Source organism: Cerasicoccus frondis (assembly GCA_031296915.1).
In the GTDB taxonomy this organism is placed as follows: Bacteria; Verrucomicrobiota; Verrucomicrobiia; order Opitutales; family Cerasicoccaceae; genus Cerasicoccus; species Cerasicoccus frondis.
In genome coordinates this window covers 47,048-68,664 of sequence record JAVDPC010000009.1, presented here as the reverse complement: position 1 = coordinate 68,664, position 21,617 = coordinate 47,048, and the positions used below count along the sequence as shown (strand labels likewise).

The 21,617-nt window shown below is 57.1% G+C and carries 9 protein-coding genes; 5 read left to right on the top strand and 4 right to left on the bottom strand.

The features are described from left to right. Window positions 1-33 precede the first annotated feature (33 nt). The 4 genes from RBB63_RS09265 (at window position 34) to RBB63_RS09250 (ending at window position 8,917) form a co-directional block, all read left to right on the top strand. A complete protein-coding gene (locus RBB63_RS09265; RefSeq protein ID WP_309383409.1) occupies window positions 34-477 on the top strand; it encodes a VOC family protein in 444 nt (147 codons plus the stop codon). 38 nt (window positions 478-515) lie between these two features. Beyond that, the gene (gene pyrF, locus RBB63_RS09260; protein ID WP_309383407.1) at window positions 516-1,214 is read left to right on the top strand and encodes an orotidine-5'-phosphate decarboxylase; all 699 of its coding nucleotides are present in this window, start codon (window positions 516-518) and stop codon (window positions 1,212-1,214) included. A 323-nt stretch (window positions 1,215-1,537) separates the two neighbouring features. Continuing rightward, window positions 1,538-7,627, top strand: coding sequence for an autotransporter outer membrane beta-barrel domain-containing protein (locus RBB63_RS09255; protein ID WP_309383405.1), 6,090 nt, complete (start codon window positions 1,538-1,540; stop codon window positions 7,625-7,627). A gap of 87 nt (window positions 7,628-7,714) precedes the next feature. After that, entirely contained in the window at window positions 7,715-8,917 is a 1,203-nt protein-coding gene (locus RBB63_RS09250; RefSeq protein ID WP_309383403.1) for a sensor histidine kinase, read from the top strand. Between the two features lie 527 nt (window positions 8,918-9,444). On the opposite strand, the gene RBB63_RS09245 is transcribed toward RBB63_RS09250, so the two are convergent. The 3 genes from RBB63_RS09245 to RBB63_RS09235 form a co-directional block, all read right to left on the bottom strand. Continuing rightward, window positions 9,445-16,197 carry a carboxypeptidase regulatory-like domain-containing protein gene (locus RBB63_RS09245; RefSeq protein WP_309383401.1) on the bottom strand — a complete coding sequence of 2,251 codons (6,753 nt, stop codon included), beginning with the start codon at window positions 16,195-16,197 and terminating at the stop codon, window positions 9,445-9,447. A 216-nt stretch (window positions 16,198-16,413) separates the two neighbouring features. Continuing rightward, window positions 16,414-19,386 carry an MMPL family transporter gene (locus RBB63_RS09240; protein WP_309383399.1) on the bottom strand — a complete coding sequence of 991 codons (2,973 nt, stop codon included), beginning with the start codon at window positions 19,384-19,386 and terminating at the stop codon, window positions 16,414-16,416. Window positions 19,387-19,469: 83 nt separating this feature from the next. Then, window positions 19,470-20,225, bottom strand: coding sequence for an outer membrane lipoprotein-sorting protein (locus RBB63_RS09235; protein WP_309383397.1), 756 nt, complete (start codon window positions 20,223-20,225; stop codon window positions 19,470-19,472). A 293-nt stretch (window positions 20,226-20,518) separates the two neighbouring features. On the opposite strand from RBB63_RS09235, the gene RBB63_RS09230 reads away from it, so the two are divergent. After that, a complete protein-coding gene (locus tag RBB63_RS09230) occupies window positions 20,519-20,749 on the top strand; it encodes a hypothetical protein (RefSeq protein ID WP_309383395.1) in 231 nt (76 codons plus the stop codon). A gap of 34 nt (window positions 20,750-20,783) precedes the next feature. On the opposite strand, the gene larE is transcribed toward RBB63_RS09230, so the two are convergent. Next, the gene (gene larE / locus RBB63_RS09225) at window positions 20,784-21,596 is read right to left on the bottom strand and encodes an ATP-dependent sacrificial sulfur transferase LarE (protein WP_309383393.1); all 813 of its coding nucleotides are present in this window, start codon (window positions 21,594-21,596) and stop codon (window positions 20,784-20,786) included. Window positions 21,597-21,617 lie beyond the last annotated feature (21 nt).

Below are 21,617 nucleotides of genomic sequence, written 5' to 3'. Positions count from 1 at the left end.
CGTTGCAAAGTAAACCGCGAATCCCTTCTCATTATGTCTGCCCAACTTTCCCCTCTTGGCGTAAAGCGCATTGCCCACGTCTGCATTCATGTCGCTGACATTCACCGTTCACTGGCGTTTTATTGCGAAACGCTCGGCTTTACCAAGAAGTTTGATTTCATCGCCAAAGACGGCTCGATTTTTGGGGCTTATGTGGAGCTCGGGCCAGAGACGTTTTTGGAGATATTCGAAAATACTCAGTCCACCAAGGGCGAGTGTCCGGTGAATCACTTCTGCCTCGAAGTGGCGGATATCGATGCCTCCGTCACGTTCCTTAAGTCGAAAGGCGTGGAGCTTTTTGTAGACAAAAAGATGGGCGCTGATCACTCTTGGCAAGCATGGTTTGGCGACCCGGACGGGACCCGGATTGAGCTGCACCACTACACCGCAGAGAGCAGCCAGGTGACTGGCGCGCCGTGCAAAGCGGATTGGCGATAGGCTTGCCAGCGCCGCAAAGGCGCCTCAACTTACGCCGCATGTCAAAGCCGACTGAACTCATCCTCGCTCTCGATGTGCCCGACAAGGACGCTGCGGTCGCCATGCTCGATCGCATCGGCCCCGACCTGAAGTGGGTCAAAATCGGTCTTCAGCTCTTCGTGAAGGAAGGCCCAGCGCTGCTCGACGCCGTGGCGGCGCGTGGGCAGAACATCTTCCTTGATCTGAAACTGCACGACATTCCCAATACCGTCGCATCGGCGATTAAGAGCCTGAAGGGCAAGCCCGTCGGCCTCCTGACCATTCATGGGGCAGGCAGCAGTGAAATGATTCGCTACGCCGTTGAGGCCGCTGCCGAAGCTTTACCCGAGGCCACGGTGTTGGCCGTGACCGTTCTTACTTCGATGAACCGCGATCAGTTGGCCGACATTGGCATTGACGCCGAGCCACACGAGCAAGTGCTCCGCCTGGGCAAGTTAGCTTTGAGCAAAGGGGCAGGGGGCTTGGTTTGTTCGCCACAGGAGCTGCGCACCCTGCGGGCCGAACTCGGCTCGGACGCGGTTTTGGTGACGCCAGGCATTCGCCCGGCTGGCGCGGATCTTAATGATCAACAGCGCGTGATGACGCCGAAAGAAGCCGCCGAACTCGGCAGCAGCTACATTGTGGTCGGCCGCCCGATTCTGAAGGCGGATGATCCTGCCGCCGCCGTCCGCGCGATTCAAGCTGAGCTGGCGGGGTAAAGCCTCGTGGATCGTAGTAAAGTGCGATGCGAGAGCAGTGGCTGGTAGAACTTTGCCAGCCTCTTCGCTTGAGCTTTATTGAGCGCCCAATCAAAGGGCGATGGCTTCTTTGATGGCTGACGAGGATAGTCAGCCTGTGAGCATGCTTGTCGCGCGGGGATTACTTTGTGCGAGCAGAGGGCTTACATAAAATAAGAAAATTTTTGTTTTTTGGGGAATAGACTGGTCTTCCGTTTGCTCCCTTTTTAGCTCTAGTCAATCTGGGCTCTTTGGCTCATGATGGGCTTAATTTTACCACTAACTGATTTGCGAATACTTCCTCAATGAGAAACGCTTCCTGCTTACTCGCCATATTTTCGATCACCACGTCCGCTTTTGGACAAATACTTAATATAGCCGTTGTCAGCGAGATTGAGTTGGCTGCTGATGGTGGCGGCGACGCTGGCCCCTCCATCGATCGTAGTGTTACCACCGATGTTTCAGTGGCTGCGGGGGATATTCCCGACACCGGCGTACTGCTCACCTCGACGGGGGGAACCGGTGCGGGAGGTAGCGAAAATCAATCGAGCGGCGATGGCGGCGTTGGTGGAGCAATCTCGCTCGGAATCTCGGCTGCGATATCGAATATTTCGACCGCCTGGACTGGTTACGGTCTTAATTTGCAAAGCACGGGTGGCGTCAGTGGCGGCAATGTTTATGGCTCTACATTTGGTGATCGTGGCGATACTGCCACCGGCACTGGTGGAGACGGTGGCGATATAGTCGTCACGTTGGATCAGGGTGGCTCGATCAGCTTGAAGATGCCCAATGGCGTCCAGGCGGCGAATCCCAATTTTGCAGTTTCTGCAACCAGCACGGGGGGAGACGGCGCTAACGGAGGCGGCGTCGATTCCGTCATTGATATTTTCAGTGGCTATGCGGGACCTGGTGGTATGGGAGGTAATGGCGGCAGTGTATCGCTGGATGTAGATGGAAATATCTCAACGGACTATGAAAACAATGCGGGTATCTACCTGCTTTCGGTCGGAGGCAATGGTGGCGATGGTGGTCTGGATGGTGATACTGTGGACGACGATCCAGGTGGCGGCGGCAACGGAGGCGCCGCATCCTCAGTCACTCTGACAGTTGACAAGGACGGAAGCGTCGCAACCAATGCAGATAATGCGCCCGCCGTGCTCCTCTCGGCAGAGGGTGGAACCGGTGGTGTCGGCGCCATCGGGGGTGGAACTGGCGTGAACTTTACTGATCGCTTTGACAGCGCTGGCGGGAATGGCGCTGCGACTGATGATGACGTGGTTAAGCTAACCAACCATGGCAACATCACAACGCAGGGCATCTATTCTCCGGCGGTTACATTGCAAAGTGTGGGAGGCAACGGTGGAGACTCCCGAAATGTAGACGGCGATCCCGGCGGAGACGGTGGGGCTGGCGGCGCTGTAGAAGCGACGAATACGGGGACTATTTCTACGCAGGGCGAGTTCGGATTTGGTATTTTCGCCCAGAGCGTTGGCGGAACTGGCGGCAATGGCGCAGATAGCGCATTTGTCGGTGGAGACGGTGGCAGCGCTGGTCAAGGCGGCACGATTTCGATCGATAATTCCGGGTCTATTACCACTGCCGGTCAGGGGGCAATTGCAATTGTCGCCCAGAGCATTGGAGGTGGAAACTCAAGTGACGCGTTAACGCAAAGCAAGTTCACGCTGGTGGACCAACCAGACAGCAACAATGGCGGCCAAGCTGGCTCAGCCTGGTTTCCGTTTGCCAGCCGAGGAGGCGATGGCGGTACCGGTGGCGATTCCTCTACGGTTACTGTGACGCATTCCGGCACGATCTCGACCAAGGGGGATTTGGCGTCGGGAATTTATGCGCAGGCCGTTGGCGGTGGAGGCGCAACGGGAGCCTCTGATAATGGCGCGAACATCGAACTGAATGTATCCTCGGGTGGATCAGGCGGGTCCGGGGGCGTCGGAGGCGATGTGACAATCGAAACGACGGATTCTGCATCAACCATCACGACTACAGGTGCGACTTCGCCCGCGATCACTGCCCAGAGCATTGGCGGCGGCGGCGGCAATGGTGGGGCGCTGACTACCGGCGGCGGCGGTGTGGCATTGGATTTCAGCATCAATGTCGGCGGCGACGGTGGCCAGGGTAATACCGGCGGTGTTATTACGGTAACGAATGCCTCCTCTCTCACCACGAGCGGAGTTGAGTCGCCTGGGATATATGGTCACAGCGTTGGTGGCGGCGGCGGCAGCGGCGGTAGCGCCACTTCCTATACCGCGTTGATAACTGGTAAGGAAAGCGCCGAGTTACCAGCATTGGCCGTCACGAACAATGTGGGTGGAAATGCTGGCTCAGGTGGAGCTGGCGGCGATATCGCACTCACCAATACCGGAACGATTGTCACCTATGACTCAGCCAGTAGTGGCGTGCAGGGCAGTAGCGTTGGCGGTGGCGGTGGAACCGGTGGTAACGCAACGCTGAACTCCTACTCGGCTGGCGCGAACGATGAAGTGCGCCTATCGGCCTCGTTGGGCGGAAGCGGTGGCGACGGTGGGGTCGGAGGCAAGATCACGCTGAGTAATTCCAGTTCGATTGAGACTTACGGATTTGGTTCTGAAGGGCTCGCTGCTTTGAGTGTCGGCGGCGGTGGTGGCGACGGTGGTTTCGGTCACGCTGAAACGACGATCAAGATCCCCTTTGAAATGCTCAATCAGTACGTCAACAGCAGCTCGCTGCAGTCGATATTATCCTTGGGGCAATCTCTCGCAACGCTGGCCAAGGGCACCAATGTTTCAGCAGTGCTGGCTCTGGGCGGTTCGGGTGGCAGTGGCGGTTTGGGAGGCGATCTTTCGCTCACCAATTCAGGATCTATTTTGACGGCCAACATGGATGCCCCCGGGATCAGCGCTCGCAGCATTGGTGGCGGCGGTGGCAATGCCGGCGGCTCCAGCGCAGCGAGTGCGGAAAGCGTTTCTTTAAATTACTCCGTTGGTGGAACGGGTGGTGAAGGGGGCCACGGCGGCAAAATCACGATTCACAATGAGCAAGGCGCGACCGTGAATACACACGCGGATGGCAGCCATGGCATCGAAGCGAAATCCGTTGGCGGCGGCGGTGGCAAAGGGGGCGCTAGCTCAGCGGAAGCAACGGGCAGCCTCGTCAAAGCAGTGGGCAAAGCTGCATTAAAAGCGGTTCCCAAGAGCTTGGGCCGCCTTTTATTATCAGTCGTTGCGCCAACGAACATACGCAGTGGAAGCTTTGCGGAGGATTTTTGGGAGAAGTTCGAAGTCACGGTTTCAGCGAATGTGTCCATTGGCGGCAATGGCAATGTCGGTGGAGATGGCGGCAAAGTAAGCGTCACCAATGACGGCGTAATCCACACTCGGGGCGACGTTGCTCACGGGATTCTCGCCCACAGCATCGGAGGAGGTGGCGGTGAAGGCGGCGCGGCTGTTGCCCAGGGCGGTAATGTCTTCAATGCAGATTTTCTCACCGGTGGCGCTGGCGGCGCGGCGGGAGACGGGGGTAAGGTTGAAATTACCAATGACGAATCCGTGTTCACAGATGGAAACTCATCCTTTGGCCTGTTTGGGCAAAGTGTTGGCGGGGGCGGAGGCATTGCCGGCGTTGGGTCAGATGAATCGTCCTGGTCGATCACTGCCAAATTCACTTTGGGCGGTAACCACGGCGATGGATCAACTGGGTCGAGTGGCTTAGGCGGCAGTGTTGATATTAATCATAATGGTCATGTCCGAACTATCGGCGAAGAGTCGCATGCGATTGTTGCCCAGTCTATCGGTGCGGGCGGAGGACTCAGTTTCCTCAATCATGGCAACGCAACATCGGATGATGAATATGATGCTGGCTTTGAGAGCGTTTTGCACGAAGTGATCTCCGAACTGGAGAGCGTGGGAGTCGATTTCGAGCAGGTGTTTGAGTACCTCACTGGCAATTATCAGAATGCATCGGGCACTTATACGCTGAAGCTTGGTGGGACATCCGACAGCACTGGAAACGGTGGCGATGTGTCCGTAAGCCAGCAGGGGACGATCCACACCAATGGCGCGAATGCCTTTGGCGTTTTCGCGCAGTCTATTGGTGGCGGTGGAGGCTTCTTTACCGACGGAGTCGGCACGTCATTTGATGTAACCATCGATTCCGAAAGCAGTGTGTTGGGCGGAAGTGGTGATGGTGGCTCCGTTGACATTCAACTGAGTGACGGTGCGGCAATCACGACGGAGGGTGATGGCTCAATCGCCATTTTTGCGCAAAGCATTGGGGGCGGCGGTGGCTACACCGGAGCGGTGACCGACCAGTCTTCGGGGGCAACGTTTGATAATTTCCTGAGTGACTCCACGCTGGGTTCTGGAGTCGGTGGCGCAGTAACCATCGAAAGCGCACCCGACGCCTCGATGTCCATCACGACGCACGGGAAGAATGCCCATGGCATTTACGCTCAGAGCCTCAGCGGTGGCGGAGTCGCAGTTGGAACCACCGATGGCGTTATCTTGCCAACGGGCTATAATGGGGATTCACGTTCGGGCAATTTTGGCGAGGCCAGCGCAGGCGTATCGATCAACCTTAAGGGGAGCATCGCTGTGACAGGCGACGGCTCAGTGGGGATTTACGCACAAAGCGGTTATCAGTCAGTTGAGGGCACGATTGACACGACGGCTCCCTCCGGCCCCATCACCGTTCAATTTGACGGCTCCATCCATGGCGGGGACGGCAACGGCGCTGGCATTTGGTTGGACGGCGGGACTGACAATAACATTCTGTTCAGAGGCGGCACGCTGCAGGCGAAGTCCGGCGTTGCGATCCGCACCACAGACACCGGCGCCGCCAGCGTGATGAACCTTGGCACGATTATCGGTAATCTGGATTTCTCTGGTCAAACCGGTTTTATCAACGGCAGGTCCGGCGCCTTTTACCCTGGATCAAGCGTCCAGTTGAGCTATGGCGAGTTCAATAATCAAGGCACGCTGAACGTGGGCGGGGTTAATGAAATCTCGACCACTTCTTTGCAGGGCGATTTCCGTCAGGACACTGGCGTCTGGAACGTCGAAATTGATCCGGCCAATAACCAGAACGATCAACTGCAGGTATCCGGCACGGCCAATATCGAAAGCGGCCTGCGTCCTGTGATCATCGGTTCGGGCCAAGGATTAAATGGGACATATACATTCCTGACTTCCCCAGAGACATATGTGGCGTTCGATGCTGTCGAAGATTCACTCGTCGTAAATTGGAATGTGACCACCAGCGGGACTGAGACATCGCTCAGCATCGAGTCGGTTGATTTTATGGGCTCGTCATCGCATCAGGCTTCGAAGCTCACCCAGAACGAGCAGCATGTCGCGAAGTATCTACAAAGCATATGGGCCAATGGCAATTCGGCTGACCTGGATGTCGCCATCGCTTCAATTCTCAATGCACAGACCTCCGCTCAACTGGCGAGTGGATTACAGAGCTTGAGCCCGGAGGCTCATGCAGTGTCTCCAGCGGTGGCGCCCTCGACTGCGGCGCGCCACCACACGACCTTGCATTCGATTCCGGTATTCGTGGGCAATACGACTCAGTTGACGGAGGGAACAGGCTTCTATATGCGGGGCGATTATGCCGACTTGCAGTACGACAAGAATAACCAGATCAGTGGCTATTCGGAAGACGAGTGGCGCTATCAGGTCGGTGGACAGCAGCACGTCGGCAATAACTTTTTCCTGGGTGGCGGTTTCATTTACGGGAACCAGAACATCACCAGTGAAGGCGGCGGGTTTAGCGGCGATGGCAACAGCTACACGGGCGGCCTCGTGGCCAAGAAGTTGATCGGTGAAAACTGGCTGGTCGGCGCTTCGCTCGCCTACACCTATTCTGAAACGGATTTCCAACGGCGGGTAGCAGGCCTCGTTGCGGAATCGCATCAGGTGAGCCATATTGTTTCCTCGCGCCTGAGAGCCGCCTACAACATACCCTTTTCGAATTGGTATCTGCGCCCCGCGATGAACATTGATTTGGTCAATGTGGATGTGCCGGCCTACAGTGAGACTGGCGCCGGCGGTTTGAATCAGCACTTCGAATCCCAGGACGATTTCCAGGCAGGCTTTTCTCCTGAGTTAGAGGCAGGCATGCGCATTGATTTGGATGGCGCCTACCTCCGACCTTACGCCAAAATTGGCGTCAGTGCATGGACTGATTCGACTTGGGAAACGCGTTCGCGGGTCAGCGGCGCGGTCGCTGGCGGCGTCCTCGTGAGCGAATTCGAGTACGACCAATTCTTTGGGCGGGCAGAAGCTGGCATCGAGTTCGTGACCGATGGAGGCTGGGAAGTCAGGGCCCAATACGACAACAACTTCTCGGAGAACTTGCTCGTCAATGCGGTCTCCCTGCGCATGGGCTTCCGTTTCTAGGAAACGCATTTGTTGTAGCGCGTGGCGGAGAACACACCCGCGCTTTGGCGTTGAAATGCCGGTTTTTCGCGAACAGCATTTCATTCCATGGCCGCGCGCAGCAAATCCTCACCCCTGGAGCGCATCCTGGGGCGTCTTGACGATCTCGACACCACGAACCTCACCATTCTCGTGCAGCGGCTGGCGCGTGAACGTGAGCTGCTTGAGGCGGTGTTTAACGCTATTCGCGAAGGGGTGCTCGTCATCGGCAAGAGTGGTTTGGTGGAGTACGCCAACGCCGCTGCGCTGACGATTCTGGGGCTCAAAGACGAGGACGTTGGCACAATCCCAGTATGGAAAGCGGTGCCCGATCTGGCGCGTACGATGAACCTTGCTTCAACCGGGCTTGATGGCTCGGGGCGGCGCGTGCGGCCAGCGGCGATTGCCCGCGAGCTGGAGATCACTTACCCGGAGCATCGCTTTGTGCGAATTTACCTGACGCCTTTTGAGGCCGAAACAAGCGACAAGGATGCGCCGCTGTTCACGATGATCCTGACCGACATCACCGAGGACAAACTGTCCACGGAGCAACTGATTCAGGACGAGAAAATTTCCAGCATTTTTGACCTTGCTGCCGGTGTGGCGCACGAGCTGGGCAATCCGCTGAACTCGATCAACATCCACCTGCAACTACTGGAGCGCCAGGTGAAGAAATTGGAGGATCAAGCGGCCGCAAAGAAGATGCGCAAAGCGGTCGATGTCTGTACGAACGAAGTGCAACGCCTTGACGGCATCATCTCGAATTTCCTGCAGGCAATCCGACCGCAACCGCTGGATCTACAAGAAGCGCCGCTGTTGGATGTGCTGGATGAAGTGCTGAACTTTCTCGGATCCGAGCTCACGAATCTCAACGTCGATATCGACGTGACGGTGGACGGCGACCCGCCTGTGGTGCTGGGTGATCGCAACCAGATTAAGCAGGTGTTTTTCAATGTCGTTAAGAACGCGATGGAAGCCATGGACGCTGGTGGTAAACTGCGCATTGCTTCGCGTGAGGATGATGAGTTCGTGTTCCTTTCATTTGCCGATACCGGCGTGGGCATTGCGCAGGAAGACCTGTCGAAAATCTTTCAGCCTTATCACACAACCAAGTCGACGGGCAACGGGCTCGGCATGATGATTTGCCGCCGTATTATGCGCGACCACGGCGGTCAGATCGGCCTCGATAGCCGCCCCAACTCCGGCACGGTCGTGACGCTGCAATTCCCTAAAAAGCACCGCCGCATGCGCCTGCTGGAAGCCGCGGATTAGGATGCGTAGTAAGGGATCGAAACAACCGATCTATGGTGATGAAAAACTCTACTGGTTTCAGACCAAAACAACCGTGGGTCTCTGCCCCAACCCTTAGGTGGTTTTGACAGAAGCCTCGGCGACGCTTCTGCGGAGAGTCGGCGATGCTTCGTTCTACAGTCGGCGACGCTTGGTCGCGCAGTCGGCGATACTTCGCCAGTTTGGGTTCCTCCTGTCGCCAAAGAATGCACTACAGTTTCTGCATGGCGCGAACCCATTCATGATGGAAATTATCCTATTGATTCAGTGCAGTTTGGCAAACCTTCTGCGCCATGAAAGTATCTTTTTTCGGAGCTAGTGACCGTTATCGCTAACGGGCAGTTTCAGCCTGCTTGAAGGTGGCGCGGATCGTCTCGATCCGCAGTTTCATTCAGCTACCCCAGCGCGACGAAATGCGGATCGAGACGATCCGCGCCACCATACCACTCCACTGGAACTGCCCGTTAGGGATGACGGGCGCTACTGCTGAAAACGCTACGCAATTGGTGCTAATCCGTGACGCGCAATCGGATAAAACGGTGGCCGAAGATGTCGTCTTCGATGGCGGTGGTGTCGCGGAATGTGCGGATGGGGTTGCCTTCGCTATCCGTGGGCGCGGGATCGCTCGTGACCTCGACTACGTTCGATGGGCCACTGACCCAGCCGCTGTTGGGATCGTTCGACACCTGCACGGTGAAAGTGAGGTCGGTTGCGTCCACAGACTCCGTATAGGTGAGCGTCAGGTAGCGCTTGCCGTTGCCCGGGTTCGGCACGGTGACTATCTGCGGCAGGTCAATTTCATCGCTGACCGAGGGGTCCAACGCCAGGGCGAATTCCAGCAGGTTTTTGACGCCATCGAGTTCGTAGTCTTCATCGAGCGCGGTGCCCGGCTGGCCAAGGTTTTCACCGAACATGCGGTAGCGCCAGTCGTCGGTCGGCTTGTCCTTAAGCGTGAGCGTGGCGGAGCTGGGGGAGCCGAGTGTGTAAGCGTCGTCTGCCACGAGGTTGACGATGATGGATTCCGCGCCCTCTGCATCGGTGTCGGCCAGTGGCGTGACGAGAATTTGTGTCGCGGTGCTTTGCGCGGGAATGGTTGCAAGGCTGGATAGCGCCGTGTAGTCGGCATCAGGAGTCGCCGTGCCGCCGACGGTGTAGAGCACATCGAGCGGTTGGCTCACGTCGCCGCCCGGACGGGTTACGGTGAAGGCGCCCGCGACGGGGCCAAACTCTTCGGCATTGGAGGCGACGACCACGGTCACTCCGTCGCTGTCTGGAATGCTGGTTGGGTCAGTCGGATCGCTGCCGGCATTGGCTTCCACGAGATTCGAGAAGGTGTCGCCGTCGAAGTCGTCGTCCGGGAGGACATCCGTCAGGAGTTCTGTGCCGTCATCAGAAGAGAAATCGATGATCAGGTATTCGGCCAGATCGAGCATGGAGTCGCCATCGCTGTCGTTAATGGAGAGGCCTTCGTCGTAGCTGACAATGAACTTGCGGAGTTCGACGGGGCTATTTTCAAAGAGCGCGTGGACTTCGAATTCCCGATTGTCGAGTGCGGTGATTTGCACGTCGTAGTAGCGGCCGTTGGGGTTGCCGGTCAGTTTGTTGGGACCAGCGAGCAGGTTGCCGTCGGGGTCCGAAAAGGCGTAGTAAATCTCCGTGCCATTCATTGTGCCAGAAGTCCACACATAGGCGACGACGGGGGCCGTAGCGTCGTCCAGGTAGCAGACCTTGAGTTGACGGGGGAGGTCGGTTAGCACGAAGTCGTTGTCACGGACGTAGTTGGTTCCTTCAGGCTCCAGCACGTAGCGGAAAAGGCCTGAGTTGGTGGGGTTGGTGATGAAGACAAATGTGCCATCTGGCTCGCCGTAGGCTGTGCCGCCTTGGAAACTGCCATAGGTGCCTGCAACTTGATCATCGAAGAGCGAGAGCGCAGCGCCATCCCAGCGGAATGCTTGCACGGTAGGGTAGTCGAAGCCGTATAGCACTTGGTCAATGACGCGGAAAATGTCAAGGTAGTCTGGGCCACTGGGGCCGCCGGAGGCAACGGTCATCAGCTCGAACTGACGCGGATCGCCCACGGTTTCCACCGCAGACCATGAGCCGCTGCTAAACTCGCTCAGGCAAAGGGTGTCGGAGCTACTGCTGAAGGCGCCGGGCGTGTCGATCCAAATTGCGGTGATGAGGCTGCCGGATTCATGCAGCTGGAGCTGGCTGGATTGGCCGTTGAGCTGGGTGATGTCGGCCGGGCCACTGAAGTTTCCGTTGATGTCGGAAATAGCGTAGCGCAGGTCAGCCTGGGCGAGCGGATCGCTGGCGTCGGCGAGGTCCACTGCGGACCAGGCAATGAGGGTGCGGCCATCGTCCAGCGCAAGCACGGCGGATTCGCCAACGTAGCCTTCGCGGGCAATTTCGATGGGATCGTTGTAGCCGAAGTCGCCTGCAGGCGTGGCGAGCTTCAGCACGACTTCGCCTGTGGACGAGTCATACTCGGTGAAGAGAAAGCCAGTTTCATTGCCAACGCTCAAGTCCGCCAGTGGCGTAAAGTTGTCCATCACTTGCCCGTTACTGCCCATGAAATCCGGGATCGGATAGGCGGCGAGATCTTGCACTTCGTCAGCGATATCCAGTGGAATCATTTGGAAGATATTTTCTGTGCCGAACTGCACGTCGAACGTCAGCAGATTCCAGCTCCAGCTCTTGGAAAAGTTCTTAATGGGCGTGTTGAGGTAGCCGTCCAGCTCGACGTTGATGCCGCCGCTGATGCGGTTGATCATCGGCCAGTCGCCGAAGTCGTTAAACTCGACAGCGGTTGATGGTAGGCCAGCGCATTCGTTGCCCGTCAGGCTGATGCGTCCACTGGCGCCGGCATTGCCGCCGATGGCTTCTGCATCAATGCCGAAAGCGAAACGGAAACAGAGCAGGTAGGAGTTTTCGATGCCGTTGCTGGACGCTTCAGCGTCCGAAAGCTCGGAGCCGCCCAGGTAGTGTTGACGCGGTTGGCGCGGCTCGGGGTCGGTCGTGCTGCTAAAGGTGTTTTGCGGTCTTAGCGTGGTCCAGGTGAAGGTGTTTTGGACGCCGACGCCGGCTTCTGTGGCGCCATAGAAGGTCAGCAAACCAGTTGCGTCGAGCGAGAGAAGCGCTGGCCCCGCGTAGGGAATTTTGCCAAGCACGGGCGTAAGGTTCATGCGGAAGGCCGAGTCCATATTGAAGGTCACGACATTGGTCAGGCGCGCCTGCCAGGGGGCCTCGGGATCGATATTGGCGGAAGCTGTGGTGGATACAGACCCGCTGATGGCGGTGATCTCCGCTTCGATATCAAAGTTCTTCATGAGCGCAGGCGTGTACTCGGAAATGTCGATATCTTCCTTGCTCAGGGTGCTCTCAACAGTGAAGTCGATTTTGCGGTCTTTGCCGGGAACCGTGATCTTGCCCTCGGTCTTGAACTCACCACCGAGGATGCCTTGGGCGACACTCGTGGTGTCGCCGCCAGGGGAGTCCTGACCTTCCTTTTGCACGAGCGTGAGCGCGTATTCGTAGTTGATATATTGGTCGTCGTCGTCGTCGAGATCGATGGTGGCGCTGAACTCGGGAAAGGGAATGAATTTGCCGTTGGGGACGTACTCCTTGATCTGATCCTGCGTGGCGGAAACACCGGCGGTGAAGCCAATCATATCGAAGGCAAAGCCGAGCCAGGGCGGGATGGGAATGCCCTGCAGACGCTTTTCCGGGAAGTCGATATAGGGTACCTCATAAACGCCCACTGCGCCCAGGCGGGTAATAATCACAATGGCGGGATCGAAGTCGCCGGGGGGGAGCTCCCACAGCTTCACCTTGCCGGTGAACTTGCGGCTGGTCGCGCCGTTCTCGCCCACGGTGGTTTGCGTCAGCTTTTGATGCCACTGAATTTGCTGCTCATTGCTCAACGAGTTACTGGCGCCCAAGCGGTTCAGATAGTTGCGCATGAGCCAGGGCTCTTGTCCCTCCGGGGTGTAATTCGAGACGGGTTCGGAGGAAAAGAAATCGTTGGTGAACTGGCGTTGGTCAATGAGGTAGGCGGCGACAATTTCGTCACTAACGTTGATCGTGCTTGCCGGGCTCGTAGAACCGTCAGCTTGGTCAAACTCGGTTAGCTGATAACTGTGTGGGGTGGGGGAAGCTTCGATTTCCCAGTCCATCGTAAGGACTTCTTCGGCGGAAAACCCATTAAGGACGCTTTGATTGCCTGCGCGGCTAATGCCCGGCAGGAACGCGCCAGCGCGGTTGAACGGAACGCCGGTCGTGTGGATGGTGGGGGAGGGTAGCGGAGTGAGGCCTAGTGTCTTGTTCAAACGAAATTCGAGAGAATGGTCGTCATCGACAGTTTCGGCTTCGGAGATGGGGAGGCGGAAGTTCTGGGCTTCAAAACCGGGCGCATAGATGTTGGCGAAATAGTCGGCGTAGTAGAGAGAGTTGAAGGTGGCGACGCCATTTTCGTCAGTGCGAATCAGCGCGTCGTACAGGTCTTCATTGGCCGGGCCGCCAGTCGTCGTGTAAAGTCGGACGGGGACGTTGACCAGCGGTTCGCTGGTGAGCTGGTTCGTGACAGTCACTTTGATTTCATAACCTTGGGACGCCCATACCGTGTATTCTAATGAAGGCTGGTCGCCGTTGAGAGATACGCTGGTGAGAATCGGGCTGCCTTCAACCCAGAGCCAATTGTCGGTGGCGCCGAGCTTGGCAGGCCGGTTGTTCATGGCGTAGTTGCTCTGTGCAAACGGTGTCGTGCGAATGACGGCATCGCCAGTGTGGAACGTGAGCCCGGTGATTTCTTCGGTGGGATCATTGGCGTAAAATGAGCGGACAGACAAGTCGGAGGTGAACTGAGGAGGCGCGGCTTCGGGGGTGGCTTGCGGGCCGTTGATGAGAATGAGAGAGCCTGGGCCGACCTGGAACCACTTCCCGCTGATGTTGCACCAGCCGCTCCAACTGGCGGTCGCCTTAGCGCCGCTGGCGAGCGCATACACGCCGCTGACGCCATCGAATTTGATGTAGCTCGGGTAAGTTTCAAGGGTGTTGCCGTATTCCTCGGTTGAAGAGTAGTAAGTCCGAAACTGAACCAATGGAACGGTGTTGAAATTGGACTCTACCACTGCGTTGATCGTGTATTCTCCGAAGGGCGTGGATTGGGTGTAAATACTGTCGCTCACGGTGGTGTCGAAGCCCAGCTCGTCCGGGGTGTAGCCGGGCTCAGGCCAGTCATAAAAACTAACGGTGGTGTCGGGCGTGCAAGTGTAGTTGGGGTGGTTGATGCTCAACTCGTAATCCTGCCCGGGAGCCACGGCTTCGAAGCGCGCAACCAAGCGATAGTTCAGCGAAGGATGGGGCTCCAGCTTGGCCTGGTAGGTGTTTACGCCGTCGGACAAAGTCGCCATCGTGTTGGAGGCAATCAGCGCGGAGAAGGCCAGCGATTCGAGTAAGTTGCCGGTTTCGCCGGTGGTCAGGACCAGGCTGCGGGTGGGGTCGTTTTGCACATTGAAGACGGCCTCGACGCTGTGCAGCTCCTTCTCCAGGCGAATCTCCATATCGATGTCCTGACCCGAGTCGATGGCCAGTCCATTCAAGTTCATTTTCTGGCTGATCTCGTAAGACTTATCATAGTACTCGGTCTGATCTTTCCAGCCTTCAATGGTGGGCCAGGCGGTGATGCTACCGCCAAAATAATAGTAGTCCGAGTTGGTTGAATCGAGCACGGTGATGATGACATCCTTGCCGTAATAATCATCCATGCCGTCAATGCGGATGCCGTAAATGCCGGGCATCAGGCTCAGCGAAAAGCGTCCGTATTCGTCAGTGGTGACTTCGATGATATCCATGCCATAGGGCAGCAGGTTTGCGCCTTCGCGCTCCACGAATTCAAAGGTCTTGTTGGCGAGGGGGCGGTAGTCCGGCGCGCCCAGGTTGCTGCGCTCATCGGCGGCGACGAGTCGGCCTTGAACCTCGGTGGGAATGATCTCAGCCTCAATGACCGGACTGGGCGTCGTGTAGCCGTAGCCGGGCATAAATTCGAACGTGGTTGAGCCCTGAAGCTGCATGTAAAATGTGCTGTAGCCGCTGACGCCGGGGGCGAGCTCAATGCCGGTGAGTGTCCGCACATAGGCGGTGCGCTGCAGCTCGGAGCGGTATTTGCCGGCAATCAGGAAATTGTGAGTGTTATCGTAAACAGGCTCGTAGGAGTAAGCTTGGCCAGTGCGGTAATAGCCCTCGGAATTTGAGCCAACGACGCCAGTTGTGGCAAGGGGGGCATCATAGTCGAAACCCTCGCGGTCATACGCGGTGGTGACGCGGATGTTGAGCGAATTGTAGGGGACATCCATGCTTTCGTCGATCGTGTCCGAAGGGAAAATGCCGCGCGTGGTGGAGTAGGGCATCGTGTCATCAATCTCGCCTGAGTAGAAACCATACTGCGTGTAGCGGCCGTATTTACGGCAGCGGTATTGGTAGCAAATGCCGGGCAGCCCCTCAAAGGTGATCTGGCCGTTTTCATCGGTGCGTCCGACCTGCGTTGGCATGAGCTGGGTGTCATCGAATGGGTCGAAGCCGGTGATTTCCACGTAGATGTCTTCCAAGGGAACGTCGGTGTAGCCGTCGCCTTCTTTGGGGTCGTTCCCGATGACGTTGAATGTGAGGCTTTGGTAAATCGGCTTCAGGTAGAGGCTGGCCATGTAGGATTGGTCGACGAACACCTTGTCCTGCGCAGTGCCTTCGGTGGTGTAGCTTTCCCATCCGGCGAAGGAGTAGAGCTCGCCCGGCTGGTTGATCAGGAAACGATAATAGCCCTGCGGCGGCGCAAAGAAATTAACAAAGCCGTTGGCGTCGGCGTTGCGCTTCCACTCGTGGGTGGGGGAGGCGTCGCCTGCATTTTCAAAACGCTGAATCGTTACCGGCACATAGCGCAGGCCCCAGTTGGATACGGCGCCGCGCACTTGGATGTAGAGCGTGTAAAGTTCTTTGCCCACATACACCGCCTTGCGCGTCAGTGCGTAGCTCTTGCGGAGCGTCTCCCCGCTGAGTGGGGAAACATCCTCCATGACCGTCTCAAACGCGATGTGCTCAACGCGTAGTTCGTAGGCCCCGGGGGGCACGTTTTCCAGGCGATAAAAGCCGAAGGCGCCCGTCGTCGCTTCGTAGTCGATGACGTCGTCTTCCGTGTCGAGGTCGAGGAGAACCGTCGCGCCTTCAACGGGCAAATCGGTCGATTCATCGATGATTTGGCCGCGAAACATGGCGTTTTGCGCCCACGTAGCCTGAGCCGCAATAATTGCGAAAAATAGTAGTAGTAGGTTTCGAATCATCATAAGGAGCGGGAACTTATCATGCACATTTTACGCGCTAATACAAACCTTCATCGCCCGCGAAGCCTTTAATCATGCGCTTTCGCAGTTAAATGAGGAGCTCCGTGCATGTCACTAGAGGGTTAGGCCCCAGTGAAATATTCCCATTTATTGCTCGCCTGTGGGGCGCTGTCGGCGACTGCGACTCTTAAATGGCGTCCGGGTCGGGAATGGCGCCGGTGATTCGATGCGCTCATTAGACGACTTGAGCCGCTGGCACAGGATGCGCGACAAGTTCAAGAACAGGCGTGATGACAGAAATGGATTGTAGTGCTGCAGGTTTTGCAGTTCCGACCAATTGAGCCGCAGCAGCCGGGCATCGGTGGAGGCGATGACGTTGGCCGTGCGCTTGATGTCGGAGATCAGCGCGACTTCGCCAAAGACATCGCCCAAAGTCAGTTTTGTGAGGATGACTTTATTGCCGTCGATGACTTTGCTGACTTCCAGTTCGCCGTCGATCACGACGTACATCGAGTCGCCGACATCGCCTTCGCGGACAACGTATTCGCCAATTTCGCGCTCTTCGAGATTGGCGAGCAGGATGAGCTTTTTTGCCTGCCATTGAGTCAGCCCCTGGAACATCGTGGAACGCTCCAGCAGGGCTTTGCGCAGGTTGAAGCCCAAGACGTCCCAGAGGGTGATAAGGCGCGTAGTCGACAGCAGAACCGGCGTTAAAATGATGTCCGCGATCAACGCCAGAATCATCACCATTGCACTGAGCAGGCCAAACTGCATGACTGGCACAAAGCTTGAAAAACCCAGAATGATGAAGCCGCCCGCGAGCCCCAGCGAGGTCGTGATGACGGGGTAAAGCTCGGCTTTGACGGATGACAGAATGGCCAGGTGTTCGTCTTTGAGGCGCTTCAATTCCTTGTTGTAGCGCACCATCATGTGAAGCGTGTCGTCCACCGCGATGCCGATCGTGATTGCCGCCACCATGCAGGTGCCGACGTTCAGCGTGACTCCGAACGCCGCCATCACGCCAAACACCATCACGACCGGGAATATGTTCGAGAGCACCGCCAGACTTGCCGCACGCGTCGAAACGAACAGCAGGCCGACAATGGCAAAAAGCAGCGCGGTCATGCTCGTCAGCGAGACGACTTGACCGCTGATAATCTTATCCACCGCCGAGGCGACCATGACGGATTTGCCCGTAATGCTGTAGCGATGGCTGCCAAACTCACCGGAGTTCATCGCTTCACGAATGTCCTCCACGAGCGCATTGAGTTCGCTGCTGTCGCTGAGGTTGCTACGGAGCACGACGTTGGCCGTGCCAAATTGGTTTGCGACGTAGGGCTGTAAATCCGAACTGTGGAAAAAGACCAGATACTGCGCGATGAGCGCGTCGTTGTCCGGGATTTGCCGGTTAGCGATTTCGCCGCCGGTCATGGCTTGATTGACGAGGGCAATGTAATCCGAGACCGAGGCGGCCGTATCGATGCGCTCGTCTGCACGCAGCCAATTGGTGAAGGCCTCCAGATTTTGCAGGCTACCGTGCTTCTTAAATTCGCCTTCGGAGCCGTAGAAGGTGACGTAAACAACTTTGCTGCCGCTGAGCTTGTCGGCTACCAGATCGAGCTCCTGCACGATGTCGGAATCCGGCTTGAGGAAGCTGATCAGGTCGTTGCTGACTCGGATTTGCGGAATCAGCGCCAAGCAGGGAATGGAAACCAATATGAAGGCGAGGATGACATTGCGCGGCTGCGTGATGAGTTTTTCGCGGAGGATTTTCACCACGCGGTCATCCAGGCGCTTAGGAGAGCTGCTGGCGTCTTCGCTTTGCGGCGCAGCGGGTTTGATGAACCGGCCAAACAGCCGCAGCCATGCGGGTAGGAAGGTCAGCGAAACGACAAACCGCGAGAGGATCGCGGCGGCGGCGACCGCGCCAAACTCCTGCATGATGGCCAGTGAGCTGATGCCCGTCACCGCGAAACCGAGCGAGGTGGTGAGGCCCGTCAGGAAAAGGGTCAGCCCAATGTGCTGAGCAATGAAGGCCACTGCGTCGACTCCCGTGAGCCCTTGGGCTTTGGCTTCGCGGTATTCGTTGAGAATGTGCACGTCCTCCGTTGCCCCGATGATGAGAATCAACGCCGGCACGATGTAAGTCAGCATGCTCAGCGGAATATCCAAGTGGACCATGAGCGCCCCGGTGAACGCTGTGCTGATGACGAAATTGAGCACCGGAATGATCGCGGCCTGAGCGCTGCGCATCATCAGGCCAAGTAGGATGACGAGGATCAGGCATGCAATGGGGAGCATGACCTTCATGTCGTCGAAAATATACTGCGCCATCAGCACATGAAGCGCCGGGCTGCCGACTTGGAAGGCGCGGTCAAACTTTGTCGTATAATCGACTGGCTCGACCAGCTTCTCCAGCTTGGCGGCGAGAATGCGCTCCTGCAGTTCTGCGGAGAGGTTTTCTGCGCCGGGGGGGAGGGTTGGCTTGGGCGCTTCGTTGCGGCCCAGCAAAATGTCCTGAATGCTTTCGTAGACAATCTTGTCGTATTCGCTTTTTTCGAGCGGAATGGCAGGCTCACCGGACTCTTTGGCGGCCTTGTCGCGCTCGGCCTGAATGTCGCGGGGCGCCTTCAGGTAAAGGGTGATGAGCGTGGCGTTGCCATCTTCGGAAATGATCGCCCGGCGCATGAGCGGGTTGTCGATGGCCTGTTGTTGCTTCTCGATAAGCTGCTCAGGCGTCTTGGGTATCTTACGGAGGAGGGGGGAGGTGTCGATCCAACCGTTGACCGAACGTATGTCACTGACGGTGAATAGCGACTCCACGCGTTGAACTTCCGGCAGAGATTTGAGCTGCTTGCCCAGGTCTTGCAGCAGCTCCAGCTTCTCCACAGTGAAGAGCTGGTCGTCCTGCACGTAAATCAAGGCCAGTTCGTCGGAGCCAAATTCATCGGTGACGCGCTGGTATTCCTGGCGCAGAGGGCTGTCCTCGGGAATGAGCGAATCGGTCGAAACATTGACCGTCAGGTTTTTCGCCTGCCAGACGCAATAGCCTGTCAACGCGAGGACCAAAACGATCACCACCCACGCGTATTCGTAGCAGAATTTAAACAGACGTTGCACTCGCTATAAGCTTTGTTAACCAGCCGCTAAGATCAATCCCAATGGCCCTGAGACTGTATAAAAAAGGCGTAAGAAATGCCTGCTTAGCTATCCGCGTTGAACTGGTCGAGCAATGGCTCGTCCATCTCCGGAGTCCAGTCGTTGAGGGATTCCGGATCAAACAATTCGTCGTTCACTGGCACATTGAGGCGGGACTTGAGCAATGTCATCACGGAGTAAGTCCCGTTGGCGTAGTTGTTCATGCGCAGGCGGGCGGGGCGGTCGGCGTCCACGTCGACTTCCACTTCGGAATACTTATCAGCTTCGAGCACCTTGACGGGGTCCGTGTTGCCTTCTTCGTAGAACTCGACCTTGAGCACGTTGTAGGTGTCTTTGTCGATATAAAGCAGGCGGTTGGCGTAGCCGGTGGCGGTCTGGATGTTCACATCGGCGGGCGCCGCCATGACGACATAGACTGGCTTGCTGCCGACTTGATCGTCTTGCAGGCGATGGTAGCTGTGCTCGGTTGTGTTTTCTTTGCGCAAATCTTCAAAGGTGAAATCTGAGCCCATGAAGTAGCCGCTGCGGTTGTCGCTTGCAATCTTGCGCGCTTGGCCCAGGGCTGGCATGTAGAACCACTGTTCGGGGTCCTCCGAGTTGGCTTCATTGGTCAGCAGAGTAATGCCCTTCACGTCGGACGGAGACAGGAAGCGGATTAAATAACGCGCCTCGCCATCCGGGTTTTTGCTGAAAACGCTCAGCATTTCGCGCACTTGGGTATTCCCCTCATCGTCGACCACAGCCAGCTTGATCAGCTCGAGTTCAGTATCCGCTTTGTGCCGGTTTACCACTTCCTGCATGATTTCAGGGCCAGATTTGTAGGCGACTTTTCTAAAACCGGTCTGGCTGACCAGGACTCCAATCGCGGTCAGAAAACAGCAAATCAAAAAAGGGCAGCGACGCATCATTCCGGACTTTATGACCTAATTATACGGCGAGCGCAAAAGAAAATATGAGGGGATTTACGGAATTTTTTAATCAACCACTTCAAATTAAACGATTTTTGGCTCGTTTGAGTAGCTTTTTGAATAATGTGCCTCTTTGGGTTGCAATGTAGGCGCCCGGGCTTCATCATCCAAACATGCATAAGTTGATGACCGTTGTTTCTCTGCTCGCCGTGTCGCCCAATTTTGTCTTGGGCCATGCTAGCAATGACCTGAGCCACGGCCATGCTCACTACTTCTTCAGTTGGCATCATTTCCTGGGGTTGATCGCTTTTGCGGCCGTTGGCGCGGGCGCTATTTGGTATTTCACCCGACCAGATCAAGATCACCGAAATGACGATGATGATGACGACCGTGTGCGCGTCCGTGTGGACGATTGATCGGCTCAGCCGCTAACTCGTGAGCTGCTTTTTCCTAAGACGGCGCTTTGGCTTGGCCGATGGCGCGGTTTAGTTTGCCCGAAACGAGCCCCTCGGCGTCGATTTCCACCCGGGCAAAGCCAATCGCCGTCAACTTCGCGGTCAATGTTTCGGACAACGCCTCCAGCTTCGCAACCTGCTCGCTGGGCGCCTCGACCCGCGCCAACTCGCCGTAATGGCGCACGCGGCTGACCGGAAATCCCAGCTCCGCGACGACGGCTTCGGCGGCCTCGATCTGCTTGAGCTTCTCAAAGGTAATGCGCTCGCCGTAGGGCACGCGGCTCGCCAGGCAGGGGCTCGCTGGCTTGTCCCAGCATTGTAAATTAAACTCCGCCGCCAGCGCGCGGACGCCGTCTTTGCCGATCTGGCAATCCAGCAGCGGCGAGCGGACCTCGAATTCCGCCGCGGCCTTCATCCCGGGGCGGTAATCGCCGGCGTCGTCGAGATTGGCGCCGTTGAGAATCCACCAGCCCGGGTAGCGCGCGCGAATCCCCGCCAGCTCATCGTAAAGCGTGTGCTTGCAGAAATAGCAGCGGTTGTTGGGGTTGTTGAAATAGTTGGGGTTCTCAAGCTCCCCGGTGATGACCACCTCCAGCGGGATATCGTGCTCGCGGGCGAAGTCGCGCGCCAGCTCGAGGTCGGACAACTTCAGGGCGGGCGAGGCCGATGTCACCGCCAGGCAGCGCGCTTTCCCGAGAAAATGTTGCGCCAGAAATGCAACCAGCGAGCTGTCCACGCCCCCCGAAAACGCGACCAGCGCGCCCGGGCAGTCATCGAACCAGCTTTTAATGTGTTCTAGAGGTTGCATCAACCGAGCAGGATAGGTTTG

Excerpts from the sequence above, each read along its gene's own strand:
- RBB63_RS09245 (WP_309383401.1), bottom strand. The coding sequence starts at position 16,197 with ATGTTTCGCGGCCAAATCATCGATGAATCGACCGATTTGCCCGTTGAA.
- RBB63_RS09255 (WP_309383405.1), top strand. The coding sequence starts at position 1,538 with ATGAGAAACGCTTCCTGCTTACTCGCCATATTTTCGATCACCACGTCC.
- RBB63_RS09230 (WP_309383395.1), top strand. The coding sequence starts at position 20,519 with ATGACCGTTGTTTCTCTGCTCGCCGTGTCGCCCAATTTTGTCTTGGGC.
- RBB63_RS09250 (WP_309383403.1), top strand. The coding sequence starts at position 7,715 with ATGGCCGCGCGCAGCAAATCCTCACCCCTGGAGCGCATCCTGGGGCGT.
- pyrF (WP_309383407.1), top strand. The coding sequence starts at position 516 with ATGTCAAAGCCGACTGAACTCATCCTCGCTCTCGATGTGCCCGACAAG.
- larE (WP_309383393.1), bottom strand. The coding sequence starts at position 21,596 with ATGCAACCTCTAGAACACATTAAAAGCTGGTTCGATGACTGCCCGGGC.
- RBB63_RS09265 (WP_309383409.1), top strand. The coding sequence starts at position 34 with ATGTCTGCCCAACTTTCCCCTCTTGGCGTAAAGCGCATTGCCCACGTC.
- RBB63_RS09235 (WP_309383397.1), bottom strand. The coding sequence starts at position 20,225 with ATGCAGGAAGTGGTAAACCGGCACAAAGCGGATACTGAACTCGAGCTG.